The sequence below is a fragment of the Mesosutterella faecium genome, from assembly GCF_022809315.2.
Lineage (GTDB): Bacteria > Pseudomonadota > Gammaproteobacteria > Burkholderiales > Burkholderiaceae_F > Mesosutterella > Mesosutterella faecium.
Map to the genome: position 1 here is coordinate 681,684 of NZ_JAKZJU020000001.1, position 24,588 is coordinate 706,271.

Here is a 24,588-nt window from a genome sequence, read left to right on the forward strand (position 1 = left end):
AAGCCGGTTTTTCCAAAAGGCGTCTTTTTATGCCGCTTAAACTCGAGGGCCATCACGCCAGAAAGCGTTTCGGCCAGAACTTCCTGAATGACCGGCACTGGATCGGCCGGATCATCGACAGCATCGATCCCCGCCCGGGTGAGGCACTGGTGGAGATCGGTCCGGGCCAGGCCGCTCTCACGAAAGAGGTGATCGGGCGGGCCGGGCACGAGACCGCCGTCGAGATAGACCGGGATCTGGCCGCGTGGCTGCGCGGTCTTTTCACCGAGGCAGAACTCACGCTGATTGAGGCTGACGCGCTTGTGCTGGACTGGAGGTCGATCCTTCCGGGCCGTAAGCTGAGGATTTTCGGCAACCTTCCCTACAACATCTCAAGTCCGATTCTTTTTGCTCTCGCGGCAGTTGCGGACCGGGTCGAGGACCAGCATTTCATGCTCCAGAGAGAGGTCGTCGAGCGGATGGTATGCCCGCCGGGCAGCAGGACCTACGGGAGGCTCTCTGCCATGCTGCAGCGCAGCTACAGGATGGAGAAGCTTTTCGACGTGCCGCCCGGGGCTTTCACCCCGTCCCCCAAGGTGACATCCTCTGTCGTGCGCATGGTGCCGCTCGCGAGAAACCCCGGGGTGGACGACGAGCTGTATGCCGAGGTAGTGGCGGCAGCGTTCGGCATGAGGCGGAAGACTCTTCGAAACGCGCTCTCGAAACTGCTGACGGCCGAGCAGATCGAATCCGCAGGAATCGACCCGGGGGCCCGGGCCGAGACTTTGTCAGTCGGCCAGTTCGAGGCGCTCGCCGCTGCTCTTGGGCGGACCAGGGCCTAGGACGGGAGCTGACGCAGCCTCACGCGGGCCAGCTCGCGGCGGGACTGCTCGTAGTTGGGCTTGATCGCCTTCACCTGCTCCCAGAAGGCCCTGCTGTGGTTCATCTCGATCAGGTGGGCGAGCTCATGGGCCGCCACGTAGTCGATCAGGTCATTGCTCAGGTAGATGAGTTTCCAGTTGAGCCTGATCGTGCCGTCGCTTCTGCAGGTTCCCCAGAGTGTCTGGGCTGAGGAAAACCTGAGCGCTCTCGCGCGGCGCGGAGCGAAGCCCTGCATGAAGGCGAATCTTTCGCTGATCACCCGCTCCGCTTCGGATTTGATCCACTCGAGCGCACAGGCCCGGATCCGCTCTTCGGAGCTGCCGGCGGCAAGAGGAAGTTCGAGCACGCAGGGGCCGCCCGGCTCCTGGGGCGTCTCCATCCGTGCGAACGCGGCGCCAGGCCGGAGGGCAAGGCGTAGCAGCCTGCCGCGGAAAGGGAGCGTTCCCCCGTCCTGGAAATAGGGTTGCCGCAGGCCGTTGGCGGTCCGCCAGCCGCGCACTTCCTGGAGTTTTCTGTAGATCCAGTCTGCTTTCTGTTCGAGCATGGCCTCAATCTGCCGCCGCGGCACCCAGGCAGGCGCCGTCACGACCAGCCCGCGCTCGTCCAGCCTGAAGCCAACGCTGCGGCGCCTGCGGCGGATCAGCCTGTAAGCGATCGCCTCAGCTGCGTCGCCGGAACCGGGCTGGTACAGGCACTCCTGCACGGCGTCGCCCGAAGAAGGCCTGCCCATGTTCCTCAGTTCCTGCCGGAGCGCAGCAGCCTCGTGCTTTCCGCCTCTATCCAGGCTTCAGCTTCTTCGTTGACTTCCCTGGCCGAGCGGCCGCGGGTTTCAATGGGTCTGCCGATGGAGACGGTGACTACGCCGGGGCGTTTGGCGATTGAATTCTTCGGCCACACAAGGCCGGAATTAAGAGCGACAGGGACAACCGGGACGCCGGCCATGACGGCGAGTCTCGCTCCGCCGCTCTTGTATTTGACATGAGAGCCGGGCGCAACGCGCGTGCCCTCGGGGAAAATGACGACGCCCCAGCCCTGACGCAGGAAGCTCACGCCCTTGGTCGCGAAGGTTTGGAACGCTCCCCGGCCGTTGCTGCGGTCGATGCCCAGCAGTCCGACGGACCACAGCGCCCAGCCGAAGAAGGGGATCCGGTTGAGGGACTCCTTGTATACGTACGCGCACCGGAACGGCAGTTCGCAGCCCAGCCAGAAGCATTCCCAGGCCGACTGGTGCTTGCTCAGCACCACGGCGGAGGATGCAGGGCAGTTCTCCATTCCCAGCACCCGGGTGCTGATGCCGCAGGTTCGACGCAGGACTGTCAGCATCAGGCGGCCCCAGGCGCGGATCATGTCATAGCGATCCGCACGGCTGGTGAAGGGGATGGAAAGTAGAAGCAGAAGGGACAGAGGGATCACCGTGAGTCCCAGGACAAAATAAAACAGCAGTCCGCCGGCAAGCGACATGACCTCTCCTCCTTTCTGCCCGGGCCTTTACTTCGCGAGGCGCGAAAGCTCGGCCACCTGGTTCATCAGCCCGTGGAGCTTCTGCAGCAGGGCGAGCCTGTTGGAGCGGAGCTGCGGGTCTTCGGCATTGACCATCACCTTCTCGAAGAACTCGTCGACCGGGGCCTTGAGAGCAGCAAGTCTCGAGAGCATTGCTTCATAGGCTCCGGAGGCGAAGTCTGCCTCGGCTTTGGGCCTGACCTCCTCGATGGCCGCGAAGAGCTTCTTTTCGGCCTCATCGGCCAGCAGCTCCGGGCGCACCTCGGGGGCGGCGGCGCCCTGCGCCTTCTTCAGGATGTTGCTGATGCGCTTGTTGGCTCCAGCCAGCGCTTCGGCCTCCGGCAGAGCCTCGAAGGAGCGGACCGCCTTGAGCCGTGCGGGAATATCCATGATCAGGTCGGGCCGCGGTGCGAGCACGGCCTCCAGCTCCTGCGCCGTGTAGCCGGCGTCCTTGAACATGACGCGCAGGCGGTCGTAGAAGAAGGACGCGAGCTCGGACCGGAAATCGCCAACTCCCTGTACGTGGCGCTCGACCTCGTAGGTGAGCTCCAGGATCTTGGTGAGCTTTGCGGGGATCTGTTTTTCGATCAGCATGCGCAGCACACTGATCGCGTGGCGGCGCAGCGCATAGGGATCCTTCTCCCCGGTGGGAGCCTGCCCGATGCCAAACATGCCTCCCAGGGTGTCGAGCTTGTCGGCCATAGCCACGGCAATCGAGATCGGGGTCGACGGGAGTCTGTCGCCGGCAAAGCGGGGCAGGTAGTGTTCGCGGATCGCGAGTGCGACCTCCGCGGGCTCGCCGTCGTGCAGCGCGTAGTACTGCCCCATGATGCCCTGCAGCTCGGGGAACTCCCCGACCATCTGCGTGCGGAGGTCGGCTTTGGCGAGGTAAGCTGCGCGGGCAGCTTTCTCAGCGTCGGCGTGCAGGAACATAGCGATGAAGCCCGCGATCGCGCGGACGCGCTCCATACGCTCAAGCTGGCTGCCGAGCTTGGCGTGGTAGACCACGTTGGAAAGTCCGGGGACCCGGCTCGCGAGCGTCTCCTTCTGGTCGGTTTCATAGAAGAACTTCGCATCGGCCAGGCGGGCGCGCACCACGCGGGCGTTGCCGCTGCTGATTTCCTTGCCGCCGTCGCGGGCGACAAGCTGCGAGACCAGCAGGAACTGGTTCATAAGACGGCCAGAAGCGTCGCGCAGCGGGAAGTACTTCTGGTTGAGCTGCATGGTGAGAATCAGGCACTCCTCGGGGACGCTGAGGAATTCCTTCTCGAAGGAGGAGGAATACACCACGGGCCACTCGGTAAGCGCCGTCACCTCGTCGATCAGTCCTTCGGGCATGATGGGGGTGCCGCCGAGCTCCTTCGCTTTGGCGTGCAGCAGCTCGACGAGCTTCGCCCGGCGCTCTTCGTAGGACACCATCACAAAGGCTTCTCGCATCTGCGAGGCGTAGCTGTCGGCCGAGGCGATCTCCATCTCCGGAGGAGCCATGAAGCGGTGGCCGCGGGTCGTGCGGCCGCTTTCCAGCCCGAAAAGTGAAATCGGCACGATCTGCTCGCCGTACAGGGCCGTGAGATAGCGCACCGGCCGCACGAATTCAACCGTTGTCACTCCGTCGGGGAGCTGGTAGCTCATGACTCTCGGGATCGGCAGGTTGCGGCAGGACTCCCCGACGGCCTTTTCCAGGCCGGCGGCGAGCTCGACGCCGGGCAGCTTCCCTTCGACGTAGAGGAACTCTTTGCCGTTTTCCTGTTTCGTGCGCAGCGAGGACAGATCCTTGCCAAGGCCGAGGGCTTCCATCTTCTTCAGGAGCGGGGCGGAGGGCTTTCCGTCTGCGGAGAAGCCGATCGCCTTCGGCATCAGCTTTTTGCTGAAAGGCTTGTCCTCGGAGCGGGGGAGCACGTCAGTGATGTGCACCGCGAGCCGCCTCGGGGTCGCGTAGATTTCGGAACGGGATCCCCCGCTGAGCAGCCCCTGACCGCGCAGGCTCTTTTCAATGCCGCGGCCGAAGGCCTCAGAGAGTTTTTTCAGAGCCTTCGGGGGAAGCTCTTCGGTCTGCAGTTCTACCAGTAAGCTAGTCATTTCAAGCTTCCTCCTTCTGTGAGTTCTTCTTCAGCATGGGGAAACCCAGCCGTTCGCGGGAGTCGTAGTAGGACTGCGCCACGGAACGGGAAATGCTGCGGATGCGGGAAATATAGTGTGCGCGCTCGGTAACGGAGATTGCTCCGCGGGCGTCGAGCAGGTTGAAGGTGTGGCCGGCCTTGAGCACGTGCTCGTAGGCGGGCAGCGCAAGCTGCAGGTCCATCAGGCGCTTGGCCTCGGACTCGAAGTAATCGAAGAGCTTGAGCAGCTTGGAGGCGTCTGAATACTCGAAAGTGAACTTCGACTGCTCCACTTCGTTCTGGTGGAATACATCTCCGTAAGTGAGCGTGCGCCGGTTCTGCTCCTCGCCCCAGCGCGTGTAGACCAGATCAAAGACGTTGTCGCAGTTCTGCAGGTACATGCAGAGCCTTTCCAGACCGTAGGTGATTTCTCCGGTGATGGGCTTGCAGGCAAGACCGCCCACCTGCTGGAAGTAGGTGAATTGGGTGACTTCCATTCCGTCCATCCAAATTTCCCATCCAAGGCCCCAGGCTCCTAGCGTCGGGTTCTCCCAGTTGTCTTCCACGAAGCGGATGTCGTGGATCGTGGTGTCGATGCCCAGCGCCCGCAGGCTGCCCAGATACAGGTCAACGATGTTCATCGGCGCGGGCTTGAGGACCACCTGGAACTGGTGGTGCTGGTAGAGCCGGTTGGGATTTTCGCCGTAGCGCGCGTCCTTCGGGCGGCGGGAGGGCTGCACGTAGGCGGCCCGCCAGGGCTCCGGCCCTAGCGCGCGTAGAAACGTGGCCGTATGGGAGGTACCCGCGCCCACTTCAGTGTCGATTGGCTGCAGAAGCGCGCAGCCTTGCTTATTCCAATAGTCCTGCAGACGCAGGATCACTTCCTGAAAGGTAATCATCTTTTTCCATCAGACCCTTGTATGAAGGGATCGGGCAGCCGTCATGCAGCCGCGTTTCGAACAAACAGGTTTGACATTTTAAAGACTTGCGGTCTTTTTGTTTTTTCTGAACCGCTCCCGCAGGGCGAGCCATAGGGCTAGGCCGAGCGCGGCCAGCACGGCAGGCAGGCTGCCGAACCGGACATAAGGGGTTTCAGAACCGAGGGCCGGGCTTACGGATACGGCAAGCGAGGCTGCTCCCGGGCCGGCCTCCAGCAGGATCTCGCCTCGGCTGCCGACCAGGGCCGAGGAGCCGTTGTTGTTGACGGAGACAAGGGGTCTGGCCGTCTCCCGCGCCCTCATCCGGCTGAACTGCAGGTGCTGGAACTGGATGGAGGGCGAGAACCAGGACAGGTTCGAGGAAACAAGCAGCAGCCCCGGGCCCGGGGCTGTTCGCCAGAACTCACGCAGCTCGGCGCCGAAGAGGTTTTCGTAGCAGATCATCGGTGCGATTACCATGCCGCCCAAGCGGAAGGCCGGCTGCGAGGCCGCCCCCGGCTTCTGATCGCTCATCGGGATGCCCAGTGCGTCGACCAGCCAGTGGAATCCCGCCGGTACGTATTCTCCAAAAGGCACGAGATGGCGTTTGTCGTAGCGCTGCAGCCCCCGGGTTGCTGAGAACAGGAACAGGGAATTGCTGATCTCCCCGCGGGCCGACTCCGAGAAAGCATTGAAGGCTAGGGACTCCCCGCGCTCGACAAAGGGCTCGAAGAGCCGCTCGAGCAGTGCGGGCGGGATCCGTTCAAGCGGGGCTGCAACCACTGACTCGGGCCAGACCACGAGCGTGCCCCGCGGGTCGTCCCCGCTTAGTGCGAGCGCCCTCGACACCCTTGCCCCTAGGCTGAGCGGGGGCGCTCCAGGGACGCCGGCGACCGGAAGATCGGGCTGCACGAGCCTCACCCGCAGGACCTCTCCCGAGGGCTGGGACCAGGTCAGGCCGTCCGCGAGGCACCCCGCTGCTATAAGAACTGCGGCCGCGGCAAGGCAGCCGAGCCTCCCCTTTGGACTTTGCCGGAAGGCAGCGGCGGCTAGGCAGCCGAGGATCAGCAGAGCCGCGAGCTCCACCCCGTAGGCCCCGGCAAGCGGGGCGAACCCGGCAAGCGGCGTGTCGGGCAGCGCGTAGCCGAGCGAAATCCAGGGAAAGGAATTGACGGCTTCCCCGCGGATCCAGTCGGCGAGCAGCAGCAGGGCGGGCAGCCCCGCCGCGCACCGCAGGGCGGGGGACGGGATCCGAGAGGCGGCCGCAGCGGCCGCTGCGGGGAAAAGCGCGTTCACTGCGCCAAGTGCCAGAAGGGCGGCAAGGGCGAGAGGCGCAGGCAGCCCCCCGTAGTAGTGGATGCTGTGCCAGACCCAGGACAGCCCGGCGCCATAGGCTGCGAGTCCGAACAAAAAGCCGCAGGCTCCGGCAGCAGCCGCGCCGCGCGCACGGGAGGCTATGACGAGAAAAAGAGCAGTCCCGAACAGCCCGCAGGGCAGGCCCAGCGCCCCGCAGTCCGGGAAAAAGGCGAGTGCGAAGAGCCCCCCCGAAGCTGCGGCGGAAACAAGGCGCAGGCAGGAAGCGTTCATTTGCGATCGGGGGCCGGGGGCAGCGCCGGGGCGGACAGCCGCTCGGCCTGCAGCAGCTTCACCTGGCGATCATTGGCCGAAAGGACCGTGAAGCGGAAGCCTCCGGCCTCTACGCTGTCGCCGCGGCGCGGCATCCGCTCCAGCCGGTCGGCCACGATGCCGCCGATGGTCTCGCAGTGCGGGTCCCTGATCGAGGTGTGGAAATATTCGTTGAACTGCTCGAGCAGCGTGACGGCCTTCACGCGCCATCTGTTCTTCCCCTCGGGAACTATGTTTTTGGCCTCGGAGTCCTCGGTGTCGAACTCGTCGTCGATGTCTCCCACAATCTGCTCGATTACATCCTCGATCGTGAGCAGCCCGGCTATCTCCCCGAACTCGTCCACCACCAGCGCGAGGTGCTGCTTCTCGGTCTTGAAGTCCTTAAGGATCTGGTTGAGAGCCATCGTCTCGGTGACGAACTTGACCGGCCGCAGGTGCTCTCTCGGCTTGTAGTCGGGGTCTAGCAGGGAGTAGAGGAGGTCTTTCGCGTGCAGCAGTCCGATCACGTTGCTGAAGTCCCCGTCTATCACCGGAAAGCGCGAATGCCCGCTTTCGCGGGCCTCGCGCATCCACTGCTCCCGCGGTTCGTCGAGGTTGATCGCCTTGATGCGGCTGCGCGGGATCATGATGTCCGAGGCGCAGAGCTCCGAGATCTTGAGCACGCCCTCCATCATGCTGAAAGAGTCCTCGCCTATCACTCCCTTCGCCCGGGCGTTCTGCATGGCGGACTGAAGCTGCTTGGCAGCGTCGCCGTCCTCGCTCTCGTCACGGAAGAAGGCACCGATCCGGTGAAAAAAGCTGCTGTCCGCGGAGTCTTCGGGCCCGCGGCCGCCGTTGTCTTGTGTCATGGGAGGGGACGCCTCTGAGAGTCTTCCGGTTGTTCGCCGCGGTCCTGATAGGGGTCCTCGAAGCCGATCTTCTGGAGAATTCGGATCTCGAGGGGTTCCATGACGTCAGCCTGCTCCTGGGTCACGTGGTCGTAGCCGTGGGCGTGGAGGGTGCCGTGCACGATCAGGTGGCAGAGATGAGCGAGAAAAGTTTTGCCCTGCTCGCGCGCCTGCCGTACGAGAACCGGCACGCAGATGGCGAGATCCGCCCTCACCACAGGCTCATGCTCGTAGTCGAAGGTGAGGACGTTGGTAGCGTAATCCTTGTGGCGGTAGCGGCTGTTCAGATCAAACCCCTCAGCCTCGTCGACGAATCGGATGGTGATCTCCACGTCGCGCTCGGCTGCGGCCGCGACCCAGGCGGTCATTGTCTTCTCATCGGGGAGCTCGGGGAAGAGTTCGCGCTGCTGGAACTCGACGCTCACTCGGGGCTCAGTCATGGTCCTGGTTTTCTCGTTCATGGTCTTTTGAATACTTTTCATATGCCTCGACAATTCGGGCGACCAGCGGGTGCCTCACGACATCCGCCGCAGTGAAATAGGTAATGGAGATGCCGCGTACGCCGGCGAGCACGTGCTGGGCCTGGATGAGCCCGCTTTTCGTGCCGCGCGGCAGGTCGATCTGCGTCACGTCTCCGGTAATGACGGCCTTTGAGCCGAAGCCGATGCGCGTGAGGAACATCTTCATCTGCTCCGGGGTCGTGTTCTGCGCCTCGTCCAGGATTACGAAGGCGTTGTTGAGGGTTCTGCCTCGCATGTAGGCAAGCGGCGCGATTTCGATGGTCTGCCGCTCAATGAATGAACGCGTCTTCTCAAAGCCCAGAAGGTCAAAAAGGGCGTCGTAGAGGGGGCGCAGGTAAGGGTCGACCTTCTGCGCGAGGTCTCCGGGCAGGAACCCGAGCCGCTCGCCGGCCTCGACCGCCGGGCGGCACAGGATGATCCTCTCGACCGTGTTGCGCTCGTAAGCGTCCACCGCTGAGGCGACTGCGAGGTAGGTTTTTCCGGTTCCCGCAGGGCCGATCGCAAAGGATATGTCGTGGGCTTGAATCGCGTCGATATAGTCTTTCTGCCGCGGCGTGCGTCCCTGGAGGTCGCTCCTGCGGGTCTTCAGGACCGCGCCCCGGGCCCCGCCGCCCTCGGCCTCCGATTTTTCAGAGACGAAGAACAGCTGCAGGTCCTGTACGGACAGTTCCCGGCCTGTCGAGCGCACCTGCGTAAGCAGCCTCTGCAGAGCGTGCACCGCCCTGCGGGCCCGGTCGGACTCCCCGCTTACACGAAAAAGGCTGCCGCGCCTGCTGATGGCCACATCAAGAATGGTTTCAATCTGGCGCAGGTTTGAGTCAAGCGGGCCGGTGAGGTTGGCCAGCGACGTGTTGTCCGCGTCTGCAGAGAACTCGATGCGGCGCAGGCCTGCGTTTTTTCCCTTGTCTTTCGTTTCCATTGAATCTCTTCTTAGGCTCCGGCAGGCTCCCCGGCGAGTTCGCCGGCGAGAGTGTGGACCCGGACCTCCGTCACGAGGACCTCCACCATCCTGCCGAGCAGATCGAGGCTCCCCTTGAAATTCACAACGCGGTTGTTGTCCGTCCTCGCGGCGAGCATTCCGCCGCCCTTGCGGCTCATGCCCGTGACGAGGACCCGCTGCCGGGTGCCGACCATCGCCTCGGAGATGGCGGCCGCACGAGCGTCGTTTGCCTTCTGGAGCCTCTGCAGCCTCTCGAGCTTCACGCTCTGGGGCGTGTCGTCCTTCATTGAGGCCGCGGGAGTGCCCGGGCGCGGGCTGTAGACGAAGGAAAAGCTCGCGTCGAATCCAACCCGCTCGACCATTCCCATTGTCTGTTCGAAGTCCTCCTCGGTCTCGCCGGGGAACCCCACAATGAAGTCCGAGGTGATGCAGATGCCAGGCCGCGCCTGCCTCAGGCCCTGGACGATTTCCTCGAAGCGCTCCGCGGTGTAGCCGCGCTTCATGAGTCCGAGAATGCGGTCGGAACCGGACTGCACGGGCAGGTGTACGTGGCTCACGAGCTTGGGCAGCCGCCTGAACGCGTCGATCAGCCTCGGGGTGAACTCCGACGGATGGGAGGTCATGAAGCGGATCCGCTCGATGCCGTCAAGCGCGGAGATGAGCTCAAGCAGCATCGCAAAGTCGATCTCCTCGCCGTCAGGCAGCGTCCCCCGGTAGGCATTGACGTTCTGCCCGAGAAGGGTGATTTCGCAGACGCCCTGGTCGGCTAGCTCCTTGATTTCCCGGATCACGTCTGAGACCGGGCGGGAGAGCTCCTGGCCGCGCGTGTAGGGAACCACACAGTAGGTGCAGAACTTCGAGCACCCCTCCATGATGGATACAAAGGCGGCTGCGCCATCGACGTGCGGCCGGGGCAGATAGTCGAATTTCGCGATGCCCGGAAAGCTCACGTCGACCTGAGAGCGGCGGCAGTGCGCGCACTTGTCGAGCAGTGCGGGCAGGCGGTGCAGGGTCTGCGGCCCGAATACCACGTCCACAAAGGGGGCGCGCTCGATGATTGCACGGCCCTCTTGGCTTGCGACGCAGCCGCCCACGGCGATCCTGAGACCGGGGTTTTCTTCCTTGAGGTGTCTGATGCGCCCGAGCTCCGAATACACTTTCTGCTGCGCCTTGTCACGTATCGAGCAGGTATTGAAAACAATGAGGTCGGCGTCCTCCGGGGTTGCAGTCTTCTCATAGCCGCAGCCGCCCGTCATGAGGTCCACGATTCGGTTCGAATCGTATTCGTTCATCTGGCAGCCGAAGGATCTGATGTAAATTTTTTTCGCAGTCACGGTTTTTATCCGGTGGCGGCCGGGCTTCCCGTCCGGGAGCCCGGTGAAATTGTGGATTTTATAAAAATATATAATTTTAAAGGTTTTAATTATTTAAGGGGAGCCGGAGCGGGCAAATTTGTGACACTGACCCGCGATGGTCGTCTCCCCGGTTCCGGAGCGAGTCCATTCATGCCGGTCAGCTGTACGCTTTGCCCCCGAAAGTGCTGCGTCGACAGGGGAAATCCATCCCAGATTAAGAGAGCCCTGTGCCGGGCGGGAAACCGGGCGGAAGTCTCACTCGTGTCGCTGCACAAGTGGGAGGAGCCCTGCATTTCGGGCGAGGCTGGCGCGGGCACGGTGTTTTTCGCCCACTGCAATCTGCGCTGCTGCTTCTGCCAGAACTATGAGATCAGTGCTGAGGGCCGCGGCATCGAGGTTTCCGACGAGCGCCTCGCGGACATCTTTCTGGAGCAGCAGGACCGCGGGGCCACCTGCCTGGAGCTCGTGACGCCGACACACTATGCGGACAACATCCTGCACGCTTTGCGGATCGCCCGCCGCGGCGGTCTGCGGCTGCGAGTGGCCTACAACACGAACGGCTACGACTCGCCCGAAGTCCTTGAGAGGCTGAGGGGCTTCGTCGACATCTTTATGCCGGATCTTAAGTACTTCGATTCCCGGCTGGGAGAAAGATACTCGGGTGTTCCGCAGTATTTCGAGCGGGCCTCCGAGGCGATCCGCCGGATGTTCGAAATCACGGGCCCGGCGCGCTTTGACGACAGCGGGCTCATGGCCTCCGGAGTTCTTGTCCGTCACCTGATACTGCCCGGGCACTGGGAGGACAGCTGCAGGTGTGTCCAGTGGCTTTGGAATGAGTTCGGCGATCAGGTGTACCTGAGCCTGATGAACCAATACATGCCTCTTTACAAGGCGAGCCGCCACCCGGAAATCAACCGCAGGCTTCTCACGCTCGAGTACCAGAAGGTGGTGCGCTTCGCCCGGAGCCTGGGGATCAAACACTGCTATATTCAGGTCGGGCACACGGCGGAGTCCCGGTTCATCCCCGTGTTCGACGGAGCCAATGTCCTGCACGGCCCCCGGTCGTGACAGAGGCGGCCCGCTGCGGGCGGCCCCGGTTATGGTAAAACGGCATCAGAGTTTTTTAGGCCGCGCTGCGCGCCGGCGCGGCCTTCCGGCAGAGGCTTTCGGATATGACAGAACAGTCGTTGAAAAACAATTTCCTCGTGGCCATGCCTAGTCTTAGAGACCCCAACTTCTCCCAGACCGTGGTCTATGTGCTTGGTCATGATCAGCAGGGGGCCCGGGGAGTGGTTATTAACCGGCCTACGGGCCTCGCGCTGTCGGAGGTCCTGAAAAAAACGGGAATCCGCGCCAAAGAAGGTGTGGAGATTCCCGACGCGGTCTACATCGGCGGCCCGGTTCAGACGGAAAGAGGCTGCGTGCTGCACGAGCGGGCCCGCACCTACATGCTCTCCGAGCAGGTGACCGACGGGCTTGTCTTCACGATTTCCAAGGACGTGCTCGAGGATATCGCGCAGGGCAGAGGCCCCGCGAAGCGGCTCTTTTTCCTGGGCTACGCGGGCTGGGAGCCCGGGCAGCTCGAGGCGGAGCTTGTGGCGGGGGACTGGATCACGGTGGAGGCGGATCCCGCTGTCATTTTCGACGTGCCGCCGCAGCAGCGCTATGAGGCGGCCCTGAAACTGCTCGGGCTGGACATGCAGGCGCTGCAGTTCTCCAGCGGAAAGGCCGGCCATGCCTGAACAGTGCCCCGCCCTGCCTGCTACCGTGCTCGCCTTCGACTTCGGCCTGGCAAGGATCGGCTCCGCAGTCGGCAATACTTTCACGGCAACCGTGCAGCCTCTGAAGATCCTTTCCGCCCGGACCAACGCCGAGAAATGGCCCGCGGTGACGCGGCTGATCGAAGAGTGGCAGCCGGACGCCCTGGTGGTCGGCGTGCCGCTTAAAACGGACGGCTCACGCCAGGAAATGACCCTGCGGGCCGAGCGCTTCGCCCGGCAGCTGGAGGGGCGGTACCGCCTCCCGGTTTACCGGGTCGACGAGCGCTACTCCTCGGTCGAGGTCGAGCACGGCCGGGAAAAAATCGATGACATGTCGGCCGCCGTCATTCTGCAGCAGTGGTTCGGCGAGAACGGACTTGTTTAATTAAGGGATACAAGATTTCAAGGGCGGGAGCTTGGTTACGAATGAACTACGCAGTGGGACTTTATCGCTTCATCAGGATGATCCTGATGATTCCCTTCCTGGTGGTGATCGCCGCCTATGTTTTTCCTAGAAAGGACGAGCAGGAATACCGCCGGCTCGTGCAGCTCTGGAGCCGCAGGCTCCTCGCGAGCATGGGCATCGGGCTGCGCCTGAAGGGGCCTGAGCTCCGCTATGAGGAGCCCGGGGAAACGGGACTGTTGCTGCTGTGCAACCACACTTCGTTTCTCGATATTTTCGCAGTTGACGCTTTTTTGTGCTCCCGCTTTGTGGCGAAGGCCGAGATCGGCCGCTGGCCGTTCCTTGGCTCCATCGCGAGGGGCGTCCGGACGATATTCATCGACCGGAAGAACAAGCGGGGCATCCTCGGGATCCTCGAGCAGATGGAGCTCGCGCTTAAAAAAGGCGAGAATGTGATTTTCTTTCCTGAGGGCACGACAAGCCCCGGCGACAGGCTGCTGCCGCTGCACTCTAATCTGTTCGAGGCGGCGGTCGCCTCGGGGGCGGACATCCAGCCGCTGGTGCTGCGCTATACCGAGCGGGGTGAAAAAACTACCCGCATGGCCTATGTGGGGCAGATGTCCATTTTCCGGTGCCTGTGGCACGTCGTGACGACGCGGGACGCAGCCATCGAGGTGGAAGTGCTGCCCCGGTTTTCTGTTGACGGGATGAACCGCCATCAGCTCTGCCGCAAGGCCTCCCGAGTGATGTCCGAAGGACTGGGCGTTGCCGACCCGGCAGACGGGGCCTCCCTGCCCCTGGAGACGGCGGCGAACTGCAAGGCAGGAGACTAGGCTCCTCCCGGCTTCCTCCAGAGTGGACTTCTGACGGTGAAAAGCCTCCGGTCCGACATGCGCACCGCCGACAGCGTTCCGCCCCAGAGGCAGCCCGTGTCAACGGCGATCAGCCGGGGCTTCATCATGAGGCCCAGCATGGACCAGTGGCCGAACACGATGAGCTCGCCGCGCAGTTTCCGGTCCTGCTGCTCGAACCACGGCTCGAGGCTGGCCGGAGCCTGGGCAAGTCCCTCGCGCACGCTGAAATTGAGCTCCTTGGTCCTGCGGTCAATGAACCTGATCCGGGTAAAGGCATTGAGGATCGCTCTCATGCGGGCGGTCCCCGCGAGCCCCTCGGACCACTGGGTGTCTCCGTACATGTCCCGCAGGTAGTCCTTCCAGCCCGGTCCCGAAAGCTGCTCCTCCGCCTCTCGGGCGAGCCCGAGCGTCTGCTCGAGGCTCCAGTCCGGATGGACTCCCGCGTGGACGAACAGGGCGCCCTCGCGGTAGAGGGCGAGGTGCTGGCGACGCAGCCAGTCAATCAGTGCGCCGCAGTCCGCAGCCTCGAGGATCGGGGCGATGGTGTCGCGCCCGTGCGGCCGGGCGTGGCCCGCGGCGACGCACAGCAGGTGCAGGTCGTGGTTGCCGAGCAGGCACTGTGCGCGCCCGGACTCCTCGAGTTTTTTGACGAACCGCAGCGTTTCGAGCGACTGCGGCCCCCGGTTGACTAGGTCGCCGAGGAAAATGAGCTGCGGTCGGCCCGGCAGCTGCGAGAGGAGTTGCTGCAGGCTCTCGAGGCAGCCGTGAAGGTCGCCGACGGCATACAGGCTTTCGCGGCAAAAAGGCGCCTCGCGGGTCATTTCTCTGCCCCGCCCCTGATCTTTTTAAGCAGCGCTGTGGTTGAGCGTTCGAATTCGAAGGCGATGGTACAGGATCTGCCGCCCCACGAGGCAACGAGACGGGCCTCCGGGAGGTCCTCGACCTCGTAGTCTCCGCCTTTCACGTAGATGTCGGGGCGGACAGCGGCGATCGGTTCGAGCGGCACCTTATCACTGAATATCGTCACCAGCGAGACGGATTCGAGGGCAGCGAGGACCGCCGCCCGGTCCTCCTCGCGGTTCACCGGCCTGTCATCGCCCTTGCCCAGCATCCGCACTGAAGCGTCGGAGTTCACCGCGACGACGAGGCTCGCCCCGAGCGTGGCCGCCTGGGCGAGGTAGGTGACGTGGCCGCGGTGGAGAATGTCGAAAACGCCGTTTGTCATGACGATGGGGCGGGGAAGCCGCTGCACGGCCTCCCGCAGGCGCTCTCCCGAGACGATTTTTTTCTCAAAGGACGGCGCGGGAAAATGCTTGCTCATGAGGAAATCCTTCTGCAAAACGAATGAAACCAGCTGCTTTGGGCAGCTTCGAGCAGGTTTCTGAAGGACGCGGTCGCCGGCGCTGCGAGCGCAGGACGCTCGGTCCCGTTTTTCCCGAGCAGCACGCGCTCGGCCAGCCCCGCTGCGCAACCGGCCTGCACATCGGAAAGGCTGTCGCCGAAGATGACGCTCCTGGCGGGATCAATCCCAAAGTCCCGTATGGCGGCTTCAATCATGCCGGGTGCGGGCTTGCGGCAGCCGCAGACCTTCCTGTATCGAGGAATCGCGGCCTCGGGGTGATGGGGGCAGAAATAGACCTTTTCAATTTCGGCTCCGGCCCGGGCCATTTCGGCCAGCATCCACTCGGTGAGCTTCGAGAAGTCCTGCTCGGAAAAATAACCTCGTCCGATGCCTGACTGGTTGGTGACAACGAACAGGCGGAACCCCTGCTGCCGGAACAGCCTGCAGGCGTCGAGGGTGCCCGGGACAAAGGAAAAGTCCTCTATGCGGTGCACATAGGCTCGGTCCACATTGATGACGCCGTCCCGGTCAAGAAACACTGCCTTCATGGAATGCTCCGCAGGCCCTTATGGGTTCGGATAGCGCTTCAAAAGGTCCTGCATGTAAAGCGCAGTGCCTTCCTGTACGGACTTGAAGCGCGTGGTGCAGCCCGCAGCCCGGAGCTTGGTCTGGTCAGCCTGCGTGTAGGCCTGATACTTGCCCTTGAGCGCCTCTGGAAATGCGATGTAGCGGATATAGCCCTTCCCGACTGCCTCTTCGAGCGAGAGGGGAGCGCTGATTTTGCCTTCGGCCTGCAGCAGTGTGTTCACGACGGTGAGAGAAATGTCGTTGAAGGGCTGGGCCCGCCCGGTTCCCACGTTGAAGATCCCGGTCGCGGGCTTTTCGAAGAATCCCATGATCGTGGCCACCACGTCGCCCACGTAGACGAAGTCGCGCATCTGCTCACCGTTGCCGTACCCGAGGCAGCCTTCGAAGAGCTTCACAAAACCATCGCGGCGGAACTGGAAGTACTGGTGGAAGGCGACCGAGGCCATCTTGCCTTTGTGCTGCTCGTGCGGCCCGTAGACGTTGAAGTAGCGCATGCCGGTCACCGGGGCGGTGATGCGGCCCGCGGCGATATCGCGGCGGAGCACCTGGTCGAAGAGGTACTTGGAGTAGCCGTAGCAATTAAGCGGCCCCTCGTTGCGCGGATCCTCTACGAAAGTGGTGTGTGCTCCGTAGGTGGCGGCCGAAGAAGCGTAGATGAACGGCACCCGCTCCCTCTGGCACCAGTGGTAGAGCTCCAGAGTGTAGCGGTAGTTGTTGTCCATCACGTAGCGGCCGTCGGATGCCATCGTGTCGGAACAGGCCCCCTGGTGGAATACGGCCTCCGGGCGAGGCATCTTTCCAGCCTTCACGAGGTCAATGAAGTCGTGCTTGTCCATGTAATCGGAGATCTGGCACTCCGAGAGGTTCAGGAATTTGTCGGCACGGGTCAGGTTGTCGACGGCCAGGATGTCCGTGAAGCCCTTTTTGTTGAGGGCGATGGTGTTGTTGCAGCCAATGAAGCCGGCGGCTCCTGTGACGATGATCATTCAATGACTCCTTTGGGAAACAGTTCTTGAAAAGAAACGGTTGCGGTGCCCAGTTTGCCCACCACGATCCCGCCCGCCCTGTTGGCGACCTGCACTGATTTTTCAAGCGGAACGCCGGCCGCCATCAAGGAGGCGAGCACGGCGATGACCGTATCGCCGGCGCCGGAGACGTCGTAGACCTCGCGTGCCTGAGCCGGGACGGAAAAGCGCCCCCGCTCCGTAAAGAGCGTCATGCCTTCCTCGCTTCGTGTGAGCAGCAGCGCCTTCAGGCCGAGCTTTGTACGAAGACCCTGGGCCTTGTCGGTGAGTTCGTCTTCCGAATTCCAGGCACCCACCACCTGCGCGAGCTCCGCCCGGTTCGGCGTAATGATGGAAGCGCCTTCATAGCGGCTGTAGTCGGAGCCCTTAGGGTCGACGAGCACGGGCTTGCCCATCGCCCGGGCGAGCTCGATCATGCGCTTGATGTGGGAGAGTCCGCCCTTGCCGTAGTCGGAAAGGAGAACAGCCGCGTGGCCTGGCAGCTCGCGCTCGTATGTCCCGAGATGGGCCAGAAGGATCTCCTCGTGCGGCAGGTTCTCAAAATCTACCCGCAGCATCTGCTGCTGCCTTGCGATGATGCGCAGCTTCACCGTCGTCTCGAGCCTGGGGTCGAAATGCAGCAGCGGGCGCACGCGGGCCGCTTCGAGCAGCTTCGCGAGATGTTCGCCCGCCTCGTCGCGGCCCACGACCGTGAGCAGCGATGCTTCTCCGCCCAGGGCAGCGATGTTCCGGGCAACGTTGGCCGCGCCCCCAAGACGCTCTTCCTTGCGCGCTATCCGGACGACAGGAACCGGCGCTTCCGGTGAAATTCTCGAGGCGTCGCCGAACCAGTACTGGTCCAGCATGGCGTCTCCGACAACCAGAATTTTCCGAAATCTGACAGGCTCGGCCACAGGGCTCTCCTTTTCTTTAAAACGCGACAGTGCCATTGTAGTGGCAAGTCCGCGCCGGGCGAAGCGCCTCTTCCCTTTGGCTGGCGAAGGAAAGCGGGCCTGCGGGGGCACTGTGGGCGCCGGCCTCAGGCGTTAAACTTAGCTACTCCGGAGAATGGTCTTATAGCGTTTGAATCATGAAGAAACTGGATCCGAGCCTTTTCAAGGCGTATGACATCCGCGGCGTTGCGGGCGATAACCTCACTGCAGAGGTCGTGGAGCAGGTGGGCCTCGTGCTGGGGACCCTGGCTTTTGAACAGGGCGTGCCCGCCCTTTGCGTGGGGCGCGACGGCAGACTTTCGAGCCCGGAGCTTTCCGAAGCCCTGATCCGCGGCATCGCTGGCGCGGGCACCGATGTGTACGACATCGGCATGGAGCCCACTCCTGTGCTGTATTTCGCCACTCACTATTTCAAGACGGGTTCGGGCGTCGCGGTGACCGGCAGCCACAATCCCAGCCGTGACAACGGCCTCAAGATGATGATGGGCGGCAGGACGCTTTTCGGACCGATGATCCAGGACATCCGCCGGAGGGTTGAGCTGGAGGACTGGCGCCGCGGCTGCGGGAAGGGCCGTGTGGAGCGAAGGGACGCGGAGACCCCGTACTTCGAAAAGATTGCGGGAGACATCTCGCTCAGCCGTCCCATGAAGGTCATGCTGGATACCGGCAACGGCGTGACCGGGCCTCTTGCGATGAAGCTCTACAGGAAGATCGGCTGCAGCGTCACGGGGCTTTTCACCGAAATTGACGGACACTTTCCTCATCACCACCCTGATCCGTCCAAGCCAGCCAATCTTCAGGATCTGATCGCAGGGCTTCGGAATTCGGATGCGGAAGTGGGGCTCGCCTTCGACGGGGACGGCGACCGCCTCGGAGTCGTGACCAAGGACGGGGAGATCATATACCCCGACCGTCAGATGATGCTTTTTTCCGAAGATATCCTGAAAAAGCATCCAGGCAGCCAGATCATCTACGACGTGAAGTGCACCCGCAGGCTTGTCGACTGGATCCGGGAGCATGGCGGCAGGCCGGTCATCAGCCGAACGGGACACTCCTTCGTCAAGGCTCGCCTGCACGAGACGAACGCTCCTCTCGCGGGGGAGATGAGCGGGCACCTGTTCTTCAACGACGGGAGATGGCCGGGGTTCGACGACGGACTTTACGCCGGTGCGAGGCTGCTCGAGATCCTGTCGCGCAGCAGCAATCCTTCCGCTGTGCTGCACGCCCTGCCGACGGCGCAGAACACCCCGGAGCTTCAGATCCCGATGGCCGAAGGCGAGAATAAGAAATTCGTCCAGAGGATCCAGGAGGAGCTCCATTTTCCTGATGCCGTTGATGAGATTCGGATTGACGGTCTGCGGGTGGAATGGAAGGACGGATTTGCGCTCGCCCGTGCCTCCAATACGACTCCGGTGGTTGTCGTGAGACTCGAGGGCGACACGGTCCAGGCTCTCGACCGGATCAAGAAGGTCTTCGGGGAAGCCCTCAGGCGCATTTCGCCGGACATCAAGCTTCCTTTCTAAACCTTGAACGGGTGGACACTGCCATGACGGCTGTATCAATGACCATTCTGCCTTTCCTTCGCGACAGCGAGGGAGTGGTCGCTTTTGAGGCCTGCGGACTGAGGCTCGATATCGGGCGCCAGAGGCTCACCCAGGAGGATCTCCAGAGGCTGATCGCCTTTGCCAAGGACCGCCGGCTGATGGAGTCGCACCTCGCCATGATGCAGGGCAAAGAGGTGAATACGACTGAGCACCGGGCGGCGCTGCACACGTCGCTGCGTTCGCCGGATCCGTCCGCGCCTCACTTCGCCGAAGTGCAGAAGGCCCGTGAAAAAATGTACGCGTTCGCGCGGGGAATCCGCAGCGGAAAGATAACCGGCTGCAGGGGCGATACGTTCACGGACATCATCAACGTGGGCATCGGGGGCTCTGAGGTGGGGCCCAAGGCGCTCTACCACGCGTTCCGCGCAGTGAATCCTCCCATTCGGGTTCATTTTCTGCCCGGCGCCGATGGCATTACGTTTGACCGCATTGTCGGTCCCCTCGATCCTTTCAGGACGCTCATCATTGTTTCGAGCAAGAGCTTCCGCACGCGTGAAACTCTCGTCAATGCGGCCGAACTCGACAAATGGCTCGCAGGGGCGGGGATTGCTGGGGCAGACCGCGCCCGCCATGTTGTCATCGCCTCGGCAAACGAGCAGGCGCCCTCGATTCTCGGGCTGCCTGAGGAGAACCTTTTCCCCATGTGGGACTGGGTGGGCGGCCGGTTTTCCGTTTGGGGCTCCGTCGGGCTCGCGGACGTCATAGCCCTGGGGCCCGAAGTTTTCAATGAATTTCTGGCCGGAGCCTACGAGATGGACTGCCATGTGGCGCGCACGCCGCTAGAGCGGAACCTCTCGGCACTCATATGCCTCATTTCATACTGGAACGCCACCCGGCTCGGCATTATGCTGCAGTGCGTTCTGCCTTACGACGAGCGGCTCCGGGTGTTCGTGGCCTGGGAGCAGCAGCTGGAGATGGAAAGCCTCGGCAAGACCCGGGCGGCCGACGGCACGCCCATTGTCGGCTATACCGGGCAAGGCGTCTGGGGCGGACACGGCGACGAGTCCCAGCATTCCTTCTACCAGTGGCTGCGCGAGGGCACCGGCCGTACAAGCGTGGACATGATCTGGTGTGAAAAGCCGGGCCACAAACACATGGAGCAGCACCGCGTCCTCACGGCTAATGCCCGCGCTCAGGCCGAGGCACTGGTGACACGCGATCCTCTGAGCCCATACTTCAACGGGGTGACGACAATCGCGATCGACGAGCTTTCTCCCCGGAGACTTGGGGCCCTGATGGCTATGTATGAACATAAGACGACCATGCTGGGCACGCTTTTCGGCATCAATCCTTTTGATCAGCCCGGAGTCGAGTATGGAAAGAAGCTTTCACTGGAGGCTGAGGGGATCCTCAGCCGCCGTCCTTCCAGGCTCGCCAAATGAAGCTGCTTGTCATTAAATCCTCATCAATGGGCGACGTGGTGCATGCGCTGCCGGTTGCCCAGGATATTGCGGAGCATTTTCCCGAAGCCCAGATAGACTGGGTGGTCGAGGAAAGCTTTCGGGACATCCCGGTGCTCTCGCCCCGGGTGAACAGAATTGTGGTGACTGCTTTCAGGCGCTGGCAGAAGCATCTGCTGGAACGCAGGACTTGGGCGGAAATCGCGGCGGTCCGTCAGCAGGTGCGAGAAGGTGCCTATGACCTCGTCATCGACCTGCAGGGGCTCATCCGCACGGGGATTGTCGCGCACTGGGCCGGGGCTCCGGCGGCGGGGTTCTCCTTTCAGACGGTGAGAGAGAAGCCCGCGGCGCTGGCCTACAGTCCTCAGCTTCGTTTTTCCATCCCGGAAACCGTCGGAGCAGTCAACCGGTACCGCGCGCTGGCGGGAGCCGCTCTCGGCTACAAGCCAGAAGGCAGGCCGAGGTTCGGGCTGAGGACCGCGAGCGAATCTTCGTTCCAAATTGAAGCTCCGTATGCCGCTCTTGCAGTCAACACAAGCCAGAGCAGAAAACTCTGGCCTGAGCGGCACTGGCTGCAGGTGGGCTCCTATCTGTCCGGACGGGGGCTGAAGTGCGTCCTGTTCTGGGGCAATGAGGAAGAGCGCCTGCGTGTGAAGCGCCTTTCGGCCGGAATACCCGGCAGCCTTGTGGCCCCGCGACTGGCCCTCGCGGACCTGGCCGTTGTCCTGCGGGGCGCGGCCATCGTGGTCGGCGTGGATACGGGGCTGTCGCATCTGGGCGCGGCGCTCGGTCGTCCGACGATCGGCATTTTCGTCCAGACTTCGCTCGAGAAGGTTCCGATTGTCGGCGACGGGCTGTACGTCAATGCAGGCGGGCCGGGGCAGATGCCTCAGCCCGATGAAATCATTCGGTATTGTGAGGAGTTTCTTCGGTGAATATCGGGTTGAACGGCTACAGGGTTCTCACACGGCTTGCGGTGCCCGCCGCGATGGGCTACCTCCTGTTCAGAAGCCGCAGACAGCCGGCATACCGAAACTACTGGGGAGAAAGGTTCGGTTTGTCTCAGTATCCGGCTCCCAGAGGCTGCCCCAGGGTCTGGATTCATGCCGTGAGCGTGGGCGAGACCAATGCCGCGCGACCCCTTGTCGCCTCCATTTTGAAACAGTGGCCTGAGTGCGACATCCTCCTCACGCATATGACTCCTACAGGGCGTGAAGCCGGCCACAGGATTGTGAACACTGCTCCCGACCGCATCTGCCAGTGCTACCTGCCTTATGACACGCCCGAGGCGATGTCGGCCTTTTTCCGTGAGACGGAGCCTTCGCTCGGCATTGTGATGGAAACCGAGATCTGGCCCAACATGCTCGCGGAGGCGCAGCGCTGGGGCGTGCCGATGGCTCTCGTTAATGCCCGGGAATCCATGAAGAGTCTCAGGCAGGCTCTGCGCGTGCCGCGGCTGATGGGCGAGGCGGTCAGGCGGTTTTCCGTCATTCTCGCCCAGTCTGAGCAGGATGCGGCTAATCTGCAGCGCCTGGGGGCCGAGCGGATCGCAGTGGCGGGAAGCCTGAAGTTCGATATCCGGCCTGATCCCGCGCAGGTGGAGAAGGCGAAGCGCTGGAAGGCCGCTATAAGGAGGCCTGGCGTGATGCTTGCAAGCACCAGAGAGGGGGAGGAGGCCGCTTTCCTAGAGGCCTATCCCCGTTACAGGGAGGCCTTCAGAAAGCACCGGGCGCTTCTGATTCTCGTGCCGCGGCACCCCCAGAGGTTTTCGGCGGTGAAAAAACTCCTTGAGCTCTCGGGAATCCGCGTTCAGGCGCGCAGCGCGCTGCATTCACCGGAGGATCTCGGAGCGGACACCGAAGTCCTGCTGGGAGATTCGATGGGGGAGATGTCTTTTTACTGCGGGCTCGCTGACGAGGCGATCATGGGTGGCAGTTTCCTTGACTTCGGCTGCCAGAACCTGATTGAGCCCTGCGCTCAGTCCGTGCCGGTCATTCTGGGGCCCAGCGTGTTCAATTTTTCCGAGGCTGCCTCGAACGCTCTGGCGATGCATGCGGCCTGTCAGGTGAAAAACTGTGGTGAGGCGTTTGCAGAGGCTCTTTCCTGGCTTGACCAGCCGCAGCTTCTAGCGGATCTTTCCGCAAACTCGCTCAAATTCGCCTCGAGATATGTCGGCGCAACCCGGGTCACTATGGGTTATCTGGACAAATTATGGAAAAAAGAGCCTCTCGGAGAATTCCAAACGTACTGAGCCTCGCGGGCGTTGATCCTTCAGGTGGCGCCGGGCTGCTTGCGGATATCAAAACAATCAGCGCCCTCGGGGCCTATGCCTGCGGCGTGGTGACTGCGCTGACCGCTCAGAACACGCGCGAGGTGAGCGGCATTCAGGATGTTCCGCCGGACTTCATCCGGCTGCAGATGGAGACGCTTTTCAGCGACGTCGCCATCGATGCTGTCAAGATCGGAATGCTGAGCCGTACTGAAACGATCCTGGCGGTGGCGCAGGAGCTGCAAAAATTCTCGCCGCACCATATTGTTCTCGATCCTGTCATGGTGGCAAAAAGCGGGGCATGCCTCCTAAGCAAGTCGGCTGTCCAAGCCCTCAGAACAGAAATGCTTCCTTTGTGCAGCGTGGTGACCCCGAATCTGCCAGAAGCGATGGTGCTGCTCGGGGAGCAGGCAAACCCGGAAGCGAAAGATATGCCCGAGATGGCAGGGCGGCTTTGGGAGCTTTGCGGAAGGAAAGCTCTTGTTTATCTCAAGGGCGGACATCTGAACGGATCGCAGGTCACCGACGTTGTTTTCGACGGCGTTGAAATGAGGCGTTTCGAGGGCGGGCGCATCTGCACGAAAAACACACACGGAACAGGCTGCGCGCTGTCTTCCGCCCTAGCGGCGCTTCTCCCGCAGTCGGACAGCCCGTGGTCGGCAGCCAGGAAGGCGCACGATTACCTGCGCGAGGCGATCGCCCATTCCGGGAACCTTAGCGTTGGTGAAGGATACGGGCCGGTCGATCATTTTTGGAGTTCCCGCTGAGAGGAAAAGAACAGCACTTGACTTTTTATAATTTTCGGCGCAAAATAATCTCCTCTTTGGCGGGTTAGCTCAGCTGGTTAGAGCAGAGGAATCATAATCCTTGTGTCCGGGGTTCGAGTCCCTGACTCGCCACCAAATGCCTCAAAAAAGCGTCAAGCGATTCAACAGCTTGGCGCTTTTTGTTTGCCCTCTTGTTTATAACTATTTGATTTTATTGAAATTTATAAATTGCTCCGACTTCCTTGATGTTCCCTGACGTTGCTTGCGGAGGCTCTGTGGATGGGTATACTTTTTGGTATACCCTGTGTTCCGTTAAATAAGAACCATCCCCAGAGGGGTAATCCTTCGTACGTTTGACAGGGCAGGCAAATTCATGATTTTGGAAAGTTCTTTTATCTTTCCAACAATTTCACCAAATATCTTGTTACCCTAGGATTCGTTTCTATAAATGTTATTGAACTTAGCCAGAAGCTCGTAATCGTTGTCGAAGAGCAGCCTGAATGGGACGCCGCTGCCTCTGACGCGGTTGTAGAACCTGACGCGCGCGCACACCATTTCGCTGATGGCAGTCGCCAGCATCTGCAGAAAGGGTTTGCCTTCCATGTCTAAGTTGAATGGACTCTGATCCGGTTGCAGGAAAGCCTGGATTCGAGTGTATTGAAGGCATATTCGACTTGATTGCGCTCTTTATAGACCACGCGGTCCTCCACGGCCCTAAATCGCATCGCTCATCAGCATGTACTCGACGGAGAGCCTGGCGGGTAACTCATTTTGCACAGTGACAAGTATTCGAGGAGCTTCTACTACTACGGTGTAGTGAGAAACATCCCCACGCACGTGGGGAAAAGGTTTTCTGAATGAACGATGATTCCACCATTTAGGAAACATCCCCACGCACGTGGGGAAAAGTACGAGAGTAAACGAGCAGTCTGTTTACT

Annotated in this window: 25 protein-coding genes, 1 tRNA gene and 1 CRISPR repeat array (1 of these 27 cut by a window edge); of the genes, 11 read left to right on the plus strand and 15 right to left on the minus strand. The window is 62.0% G+C overall.

All coding sequences use genetic code 11. The features are described 5' to 3' along the window. The first annotated feature begins 29 nt into the window (after window positions 1-29). The gene (gene rsmA / locus MUN46_RS03230) at window positions 30-821 is read left to right on the plus strand and encodes a 16S rRNA (adenine(1518)-N(6)/adenine(1519)-N(6))-dimethyltransferase RsmA (protein ID WP_243376485.1); all 792 of its coding nucleotides are present in this window, start codon (window positions 30-32) and stop codon (window positions 819-821) included. Here the strand turns inward: rsmA and MUN46_RS03235 are convergent. The 9 genes from MUN46_RS03235 to miaB all read right to left on the minus strand — a co-directional run bounded on the left by MUN46_RS03235 (window position 818) and on the right by miaB (window position 10,685). Next, entirely contained in the window at window positions 818-1,591 is a 774-nt protein-coding gene (locus MUN46_RS03235; RefSeq protein ID WP_243376486.1) for a M48 family metallopeptidase, read from the minus strand. The genes rsmA and MUN46_RS03235 overlap by 4 nt on opposite strands. 5 nt (window positions 1,592-1,596) lie before the next feature. Further along, entirely contained in the window at window positions 1,597-2,322 is a 726-nt protein-coding gene (locus MUN46_RS03240) for a lysophospholipid acyltransferase family protein (protein ID WP_243376487.1), read from the minus strand. A gap of 27 nt (window positions 2,323-2,349) precedes the next feature. Beyond that, complete coding sequence (glyS, locus tag MUN46_RS03245; RefSeq protein ID WP_243376488.1) at window positions 2,350-4,440, minus strand: glycine--tRNA ligase subunit beta; 2,091 nt, start codon at window positions 4,438-4,440, stop codon at window positions 2,350-2,352. A gap of 1 nt (window position 4,441) precedes the next feature. Continuing rightward, entirely contained in the window at window positions 4,442-5,359 is a 918-nt protein-coding gene (gene glyQ, locus MUN46_RS03250) for a glycine--tRNA ligase subunit alpha (RefSeq protein WP_237977928.1), read from the minus strand. A 78-nt stretch (window positions 5,360-5,437) separates the two neighbouring features. Further along, window positions 5,438-6,964, minus strand: coding sequence for an apolipoprotein N-acyltransferase (gene lnt, locus MUN46_RS03255; protein WP_243376489.1), 1,527 nt, complete (start codon window positions 6,962-6,964; stop codon window positions 5,438-5,440). Beyond that, window positions 6,961-7,851, minus strand: coding sequence for an HlyC/CorC family transporter (locus MUN46_RS03260; protein ID WP_243376490.1), 891 nt, complete (start codon window positions 7,849-7,851; stop codon window positions 6,961-6,963). Before MUN46_RS03260 ends, lnt begins: the two co-directional genes overlap by 4 nt. Continuing rightward, window positions 7,848-8,330 (minus strand): rRNA maturation RNase YbeY, encoded by a 483-nt coding sequence (ybeY, locus tag MUN46_RS03265; RefSeq protein WP_243376491.1) that lies wholly within the window; start codon window positions 8,328-8,330, stop codon window positions 7,848-7,850. The genes MUN46_RS03260 and ybeY overlap by 4 nt, the downstream gene beginning before the upstream one ends. Beyond that, window positions 8,323-9,330 (minus strand): PhoH family protein, encoded by a 1,008-nt coding sequence (locus tag MUN46_RS03270; RefSeq protein WP_243376492.1) that lies wholly within the window; start codon window positions 9,328-9,330, stop codon window positions 8,323-8,325. Before MUN46_RS03270 ends, ybeY begins: the two co-directional genes overlap by 8 nt. An 11-nt stretch (window positions 9,331-9,341) precedes the next feature. Continuing rightward, window positions 9,342-10,685 carry a tRNA (N6-isopentenyl adenosine(37)-C2)-methylthiotransferase MiaB gene (gene miaB, locus MUN46_RS03275; protein WP_243376493.1) on the minus strand — a complete coding sequence of 448 codons (1,344 nt, stop codon included), beginning with the start codon at window positions 10,683-10,685 and terminating at the stop codon, window positions 9,342-9,344. Window positions 10,686-10,967: 282 nt separating this feature from the next. Here miaB and MUN46_RS03280 point away from each other — a divergent pair, with 282 nt between their 5' ends. The 4 genes from MUN46_RS03280 (at window position 10,968) to MUN46_RS03295 (ending at window position 13,702) form a co-directional block, all read left to right on the plus strand. After that, a complete protein-coding gene (locus tag MUN46_RS03280; protein ID WP_243376494.1) occupies window positions 10,968-11,774 on the plus strand; it encodes a radical SAM protein in 807 nt (268 codons plus the stop codon). 104 nt (window positions 11,775-11,878) lie between these two features. Continuing rightward, window positions 11,879-12,448: a YqgE/AlgH family protein gene (locus MUN46_RS03285; protein ID WP_243376495.1), complete on the plus strand. Its 570-nt coding sequence runs from the start codon at window positions 11,879-11,881 to the stop codon at window positions 12,446-12,448. Next, entirely contained in the window at window positions 12,441-12,851 is a 411-nt protein-coding gene (ruvX, locus tag MUN46_RS03290) for a Holliday junction resolvase RuvX (protein WP_243376496.1), read from the plus strand. Before MUN46_RS03285 ends, ruvX begins: the two co-directional genes overlap by 8 nt. Window positions 12,852-12,892: 41 nt before the next feature. After that, window positions 12,893-13,702, plus strand: coding sequence for a lysophospholipid acyltransferase family protein (locus MUN46_RS03295; RefSeq protein WP_243376497.1), 810 nt, complete (start codon window positions 12,893-12,895; stop codon window positions 13,700-13,702). Here MUN46_RS03295 and MUN46_RS03300 read toward each other — a convergent pair. The 5 genes from MUN46_RS03300 to rfaE1 are packed head-to-tail and all read right to left on the minus strand — an operon-like array spanning window position 13,699 to window position 17,607. After that, the gene (locus MUN46_RS03300) at window positions 13,699-14,544 is read right to left on the minus strand and encodes a symmetrical bis(5'-nucleosyl)-tetraphosphatase (RefSeq protein ID WP_243376498.1); all 846 of its coding nucleotides are present in this window, start codon (window positions 14,542-14,544) and stop codon (window positions 13,699-13,701) included. The two genes, MUN46_RS03295 and MUN46_RS03300, sit on opposite strands and share 4 nt — an antisense overlap. Next, window positions 14,541-15,044 carry a D-glycero-beta-D-manno-heptose 1-phosphate adenylyltransferase gene (rfaE2, locus tag MUN46_RS03305; protein WP_243376499.1) on the minus strand — a complete coding sequence of 168 codons (504 nt, stop codon included), beginning with the start codon at window positions 15,042-15,044 and terminating at the stop codon, window positions 14,541-14,543. The genes MUN46_RS03300 and rfaE2 overlap by 4 nt, the downstream gene beginning before the upstream one ends. Next, window positions 15,041-15,613 carry a D-glycero-beta-D-manno-heptose 1,7-bisphosphate 7-phosphatase gene (gmhB, locus tag MUN46_RS03310; RefSeq protein ID WP_243376500.1) on the minus strand — a complete coding sequence of 191 codons (573 nt, stop codon included), beginning with the start codon at window positions 15,611-15,613 and terminating at the stop codon, window positions 15,041-15,043. The genes rfaE2 and gmhB overlap by 4 nt, the downstream gene beginning before the upstream one ends. Window positions 15,614-15,631: 18 nt before the next feature. Continuing rightward, window positions 15,632-16,639, minus strand: coding sequence for an ADP-glyceromanno-heptose 6-epimerase (rfaD, locus tag MUN46_RS03315; RefSeq protein ID WP_243376501.1), 1,008 nt, complete (start codon window positions 16,637-16,639; stop codon window positions 15,632-15,634). Then, window positions 16,636-17,607: a D-glycero-beta-D-manno-heptose-7-phosphate kinase gene (gene rfaE1 / locus MUN46_RS03320; protein ID WP_243376502.1), complete on the minus strand. Its 972-nt coding sequence runs from the start codon at window positions 17,605-17,607 to the stop codon at window positions 16,636-16,638. The genes rfaD and rfaE1 overlap by 4 nt, the downstream gene beginning before the upstream one ends. A gap of 140 nt (window positions 17,608-17,747) precedes the next feature. Here rfaE1 and MUN46_RS03325 point away from each other — a divergent pair, with 140 nt between their 5' ends. The 6 genes from MUN46_RS03325 (at window position 17,748) to MUN46_RS03350 (ending at window position 23,785) form a co-directional block, all read left to right on the plus strand. After that, window positions 17,748-19,133 carry a phosphomannomutase/phosphoglucomutase gene (locus tag MUN46_RS03325; RefSeq protein ID WP_243376503.1) on the plus strand — a complete coding sequence of 462 codons (1,386 nt, stop codon included), beginning with the start codon at window positions 17,748-17,750 and terminating at the stop codon, window positions 19,131-19,133. Between the two features lie 23 nt (window positions 19,134-19,156). Beyond that, window positions 19,157-20,596 (plus strand): glucose-6-phosphate isomerase, encoded by a 1,440-nt coding sequence (locus MUN46_RS03330; RefSeq protein ID WP_243376504.1) that lies wholly within the window; start codon window positions 19,157-19,159, stop codon window positions 20,594-20,596. Continuing rightward, window positions 20,593-21,549, plus strand: a complete 957-nt coding sequence (gene waaC, locus MUN46_RS03335) for a lipopolysaccharide heptosyltransferase I (protein ID WP_243376505.1) — start codon at window positions 20,593-20,595, stop codon at window positions 21,547-21,549. The genes MUN46_RS03330 and waaC overlap by 4 nt, the downstream gene beginning before the upstream one ends. Then, window positions 21,546-22,865, plus strand: a complete 1,320-nt coding sequence (locus tag MUN46_RS03340) for a 3-deoxy-D-manno-octulosonic acid transferase (RefSeq protein ID WP_243376506.1) — start codon at window positions 21,546-21,548, stop codon at window positions 22,863-22,865. Before waaC ends, MUN46_RS03340 begins: the two co-directional genes overlap by 4 nt. Further along, on the plus strand, window positions 22,826-23,650 hold the full coding sequence (gene thiD, locus MUN46_RS03345; RefSeq protein WP_243376507.1) for a bifunctional hydroxymethylpyrimidine kinase/phosphomethylpyrimidine kinase: 825 nt from the start codon (window positions 22,826-22,828) through the stop codon (window positions 23,648-23,650). Before MUN46_RS03340 ends, thiD begins: the two co-directional genes overlap by 40 nt. 58 nt (window positions 23,651-23,708) lie before the next feature. Next, window positions 23,709-23,785, plus strand: a tRNA-Met gene (locus MUN46_RS03350). 294 nt (window positions 23,786-24,079) lie between these two features. Here MUN46_RS03350 and MUN46_RS03355 read toward each other — a convergent pair. Further along, a complete protein-coding gene (locus MUN46_RS03355) occupies window positions 24,080-24,253 on the minus strand; it encodes a hypothetical protein (protein ID WP_243376508.1) in 174 nt (57 codons plus the stop codon). Window positions 24,254-24,470: 217 nt separating this feature from the next. Continuing rightward, a CRISPR array of direct repeats spans window positions 24,471-24,588; the repeat unit is 28 nt; unit sequence GAAACATCCCCACGCACGTGGGGAAAAG; it runs 1,194 nt beyond the window's last position.

Coding starts and splice junctions, on each gene's coding strand:
- rsmA (WP_243376485.1), top strand. CDS start 30: ATGCCGCTTAAACTCGAGGGCCATCACGCCAGAAAGCGTTTCGGCCAG.
- MUN46_RS03235 (WP_243376486.1), bottom strand. CDS start 1,591: ATGGGCAGGCCTTCTTCGGGCGACGCCGTGCAGGAGTGCCTGTACCAG.
- MUN46_RS03240 (WP_243376487.1), bottom strand. CDS start 2,322: ATGTCGCTTGCCGGCGGACTGCTGTTTTATTTTGTCCTGGGACTCACG.
- glyS (WP_243376488.1), bottom strand. CDS start 4,440: ATGACTAGCTTACTGGTAGAACTGCAGACCGAAGAGCTTCCCCCGAAG.
- glyQ (WP_237977928.1), bottom strand. CDS start 5,359: ATGATTACCTTTCAGGAAGTGATCCTGCGTCTGCAGGACTATTGGAAT.
- lnt (WP_243376489.1), bottom strand. CDS start 6,964: ATGAACGCTTCCTGCCTGCGCCTTGTTTCCGCCGCAGCTTCGGGGGGG.
- MUN46_RS03260 (WP_243376490.1), bottom strand. CDS start 7,851: ATGACACAAGACAACGGCGGCCGCGGGCCCGAAGACTCCGCGGACAGC.
- ybeY (WP_243376491.1), bottom strand. CDS start 8,330: ATGACTGAGCCCCGAGTGAGCGTCGAGTTCCAGCAGCGCGAACTCTTC.
- MUN46_RS03270 (WP_243376492.1), bottom strand. CDS start 9,330: ATGGAAACGAAAGACAAGGGAAAAAACGCAGGCCTGCGCCGCATCGAG.
- MUN46_RS03285 (WP_243376495.1), top strand. CDS start 11,879: ATGACAGAACAGTCGTTGAAAAACAATTTCCTCGTGGCCATGCCTAGT.
- ruvX (WP_243376496.1), top strand. CDS start 12,441: ATGCCTGAACAGTGCCCCGCCCTGCCTGCTACCGTGCTCGCCTTCGAC.
- MUN46_RS03295 (WP_243376497.1), top strand. CDS start 12,893: ATGAACTACGCAGTGGGACTTTATCGCTTCATCAGGATGATCCTGATG.
- MUN46_RS03300 (WP_243376498.1), bottom strand. CDS start 14,544: ATGACCCGCGAGGCGCCTTTTTGCCGCGAAAGCCTGTATGCCGTCGGC.
- rfaE2 (WP_243376499.1), bottom strand. CDS start 15,044: ATGAGCAAGCATTTTCCCGCGCCGTCCTTTGAGAAAAAAATCGTCTCG.
- gmhB (WP_243376500.1), bottom strand. CDS start 15,613: ATGAAGGCAGTGTTTCTTGACCGGGACGGCGTCATCAATGTGGACCGA.
- rfaD (WP_243376501.1), bottom strand. CDS start 16,639: ATGATCATCGTCACAGGAGCCGCCGGCTTCATTGGCTGCAACAACACC.
- rfaE1 (WP_243376502.1), bottom strand. CDS start 17,607: ATGGCACTGTCGCGTTTTAAAGAAAAGGAGAGCCCTGTGGCCGAGCCT.
- MUN46_RS03325 (WP_243376503.1), top strand. CDS start 17,748: ATGAAGAAACTGGATCCGAGCCTTTTCAAGGCGTATGACATCCGCGGC.
- MUN46_RS03330 (WP_243376504.1), top strand. CDS start 19,157: ATGACGGCTGTATCAATGACCATTCTGCCTTTCCTTCGCGACAGCGAG.
- waaC (WP_243376505.1), top strand. CDS start 20,593: ATGAAGCTGCTTGTCATTAAATCCTCATCAATGGGCGACGTGGTGCAT.
- thiD (WP_243376507.1), top strand. CDS start 22,826: ATGGAAAAAAGAGCCTCTCGGAGAATTCCAAACGTACTGAGCCTCGCG.
- MUN46_RS03355 (WP_243376508.1), bottom strand. CDS start 24,253: ATGGAAGGCAAACCCTTTCTGCAGATGCTGGCGACTGCCATCAGCGAA.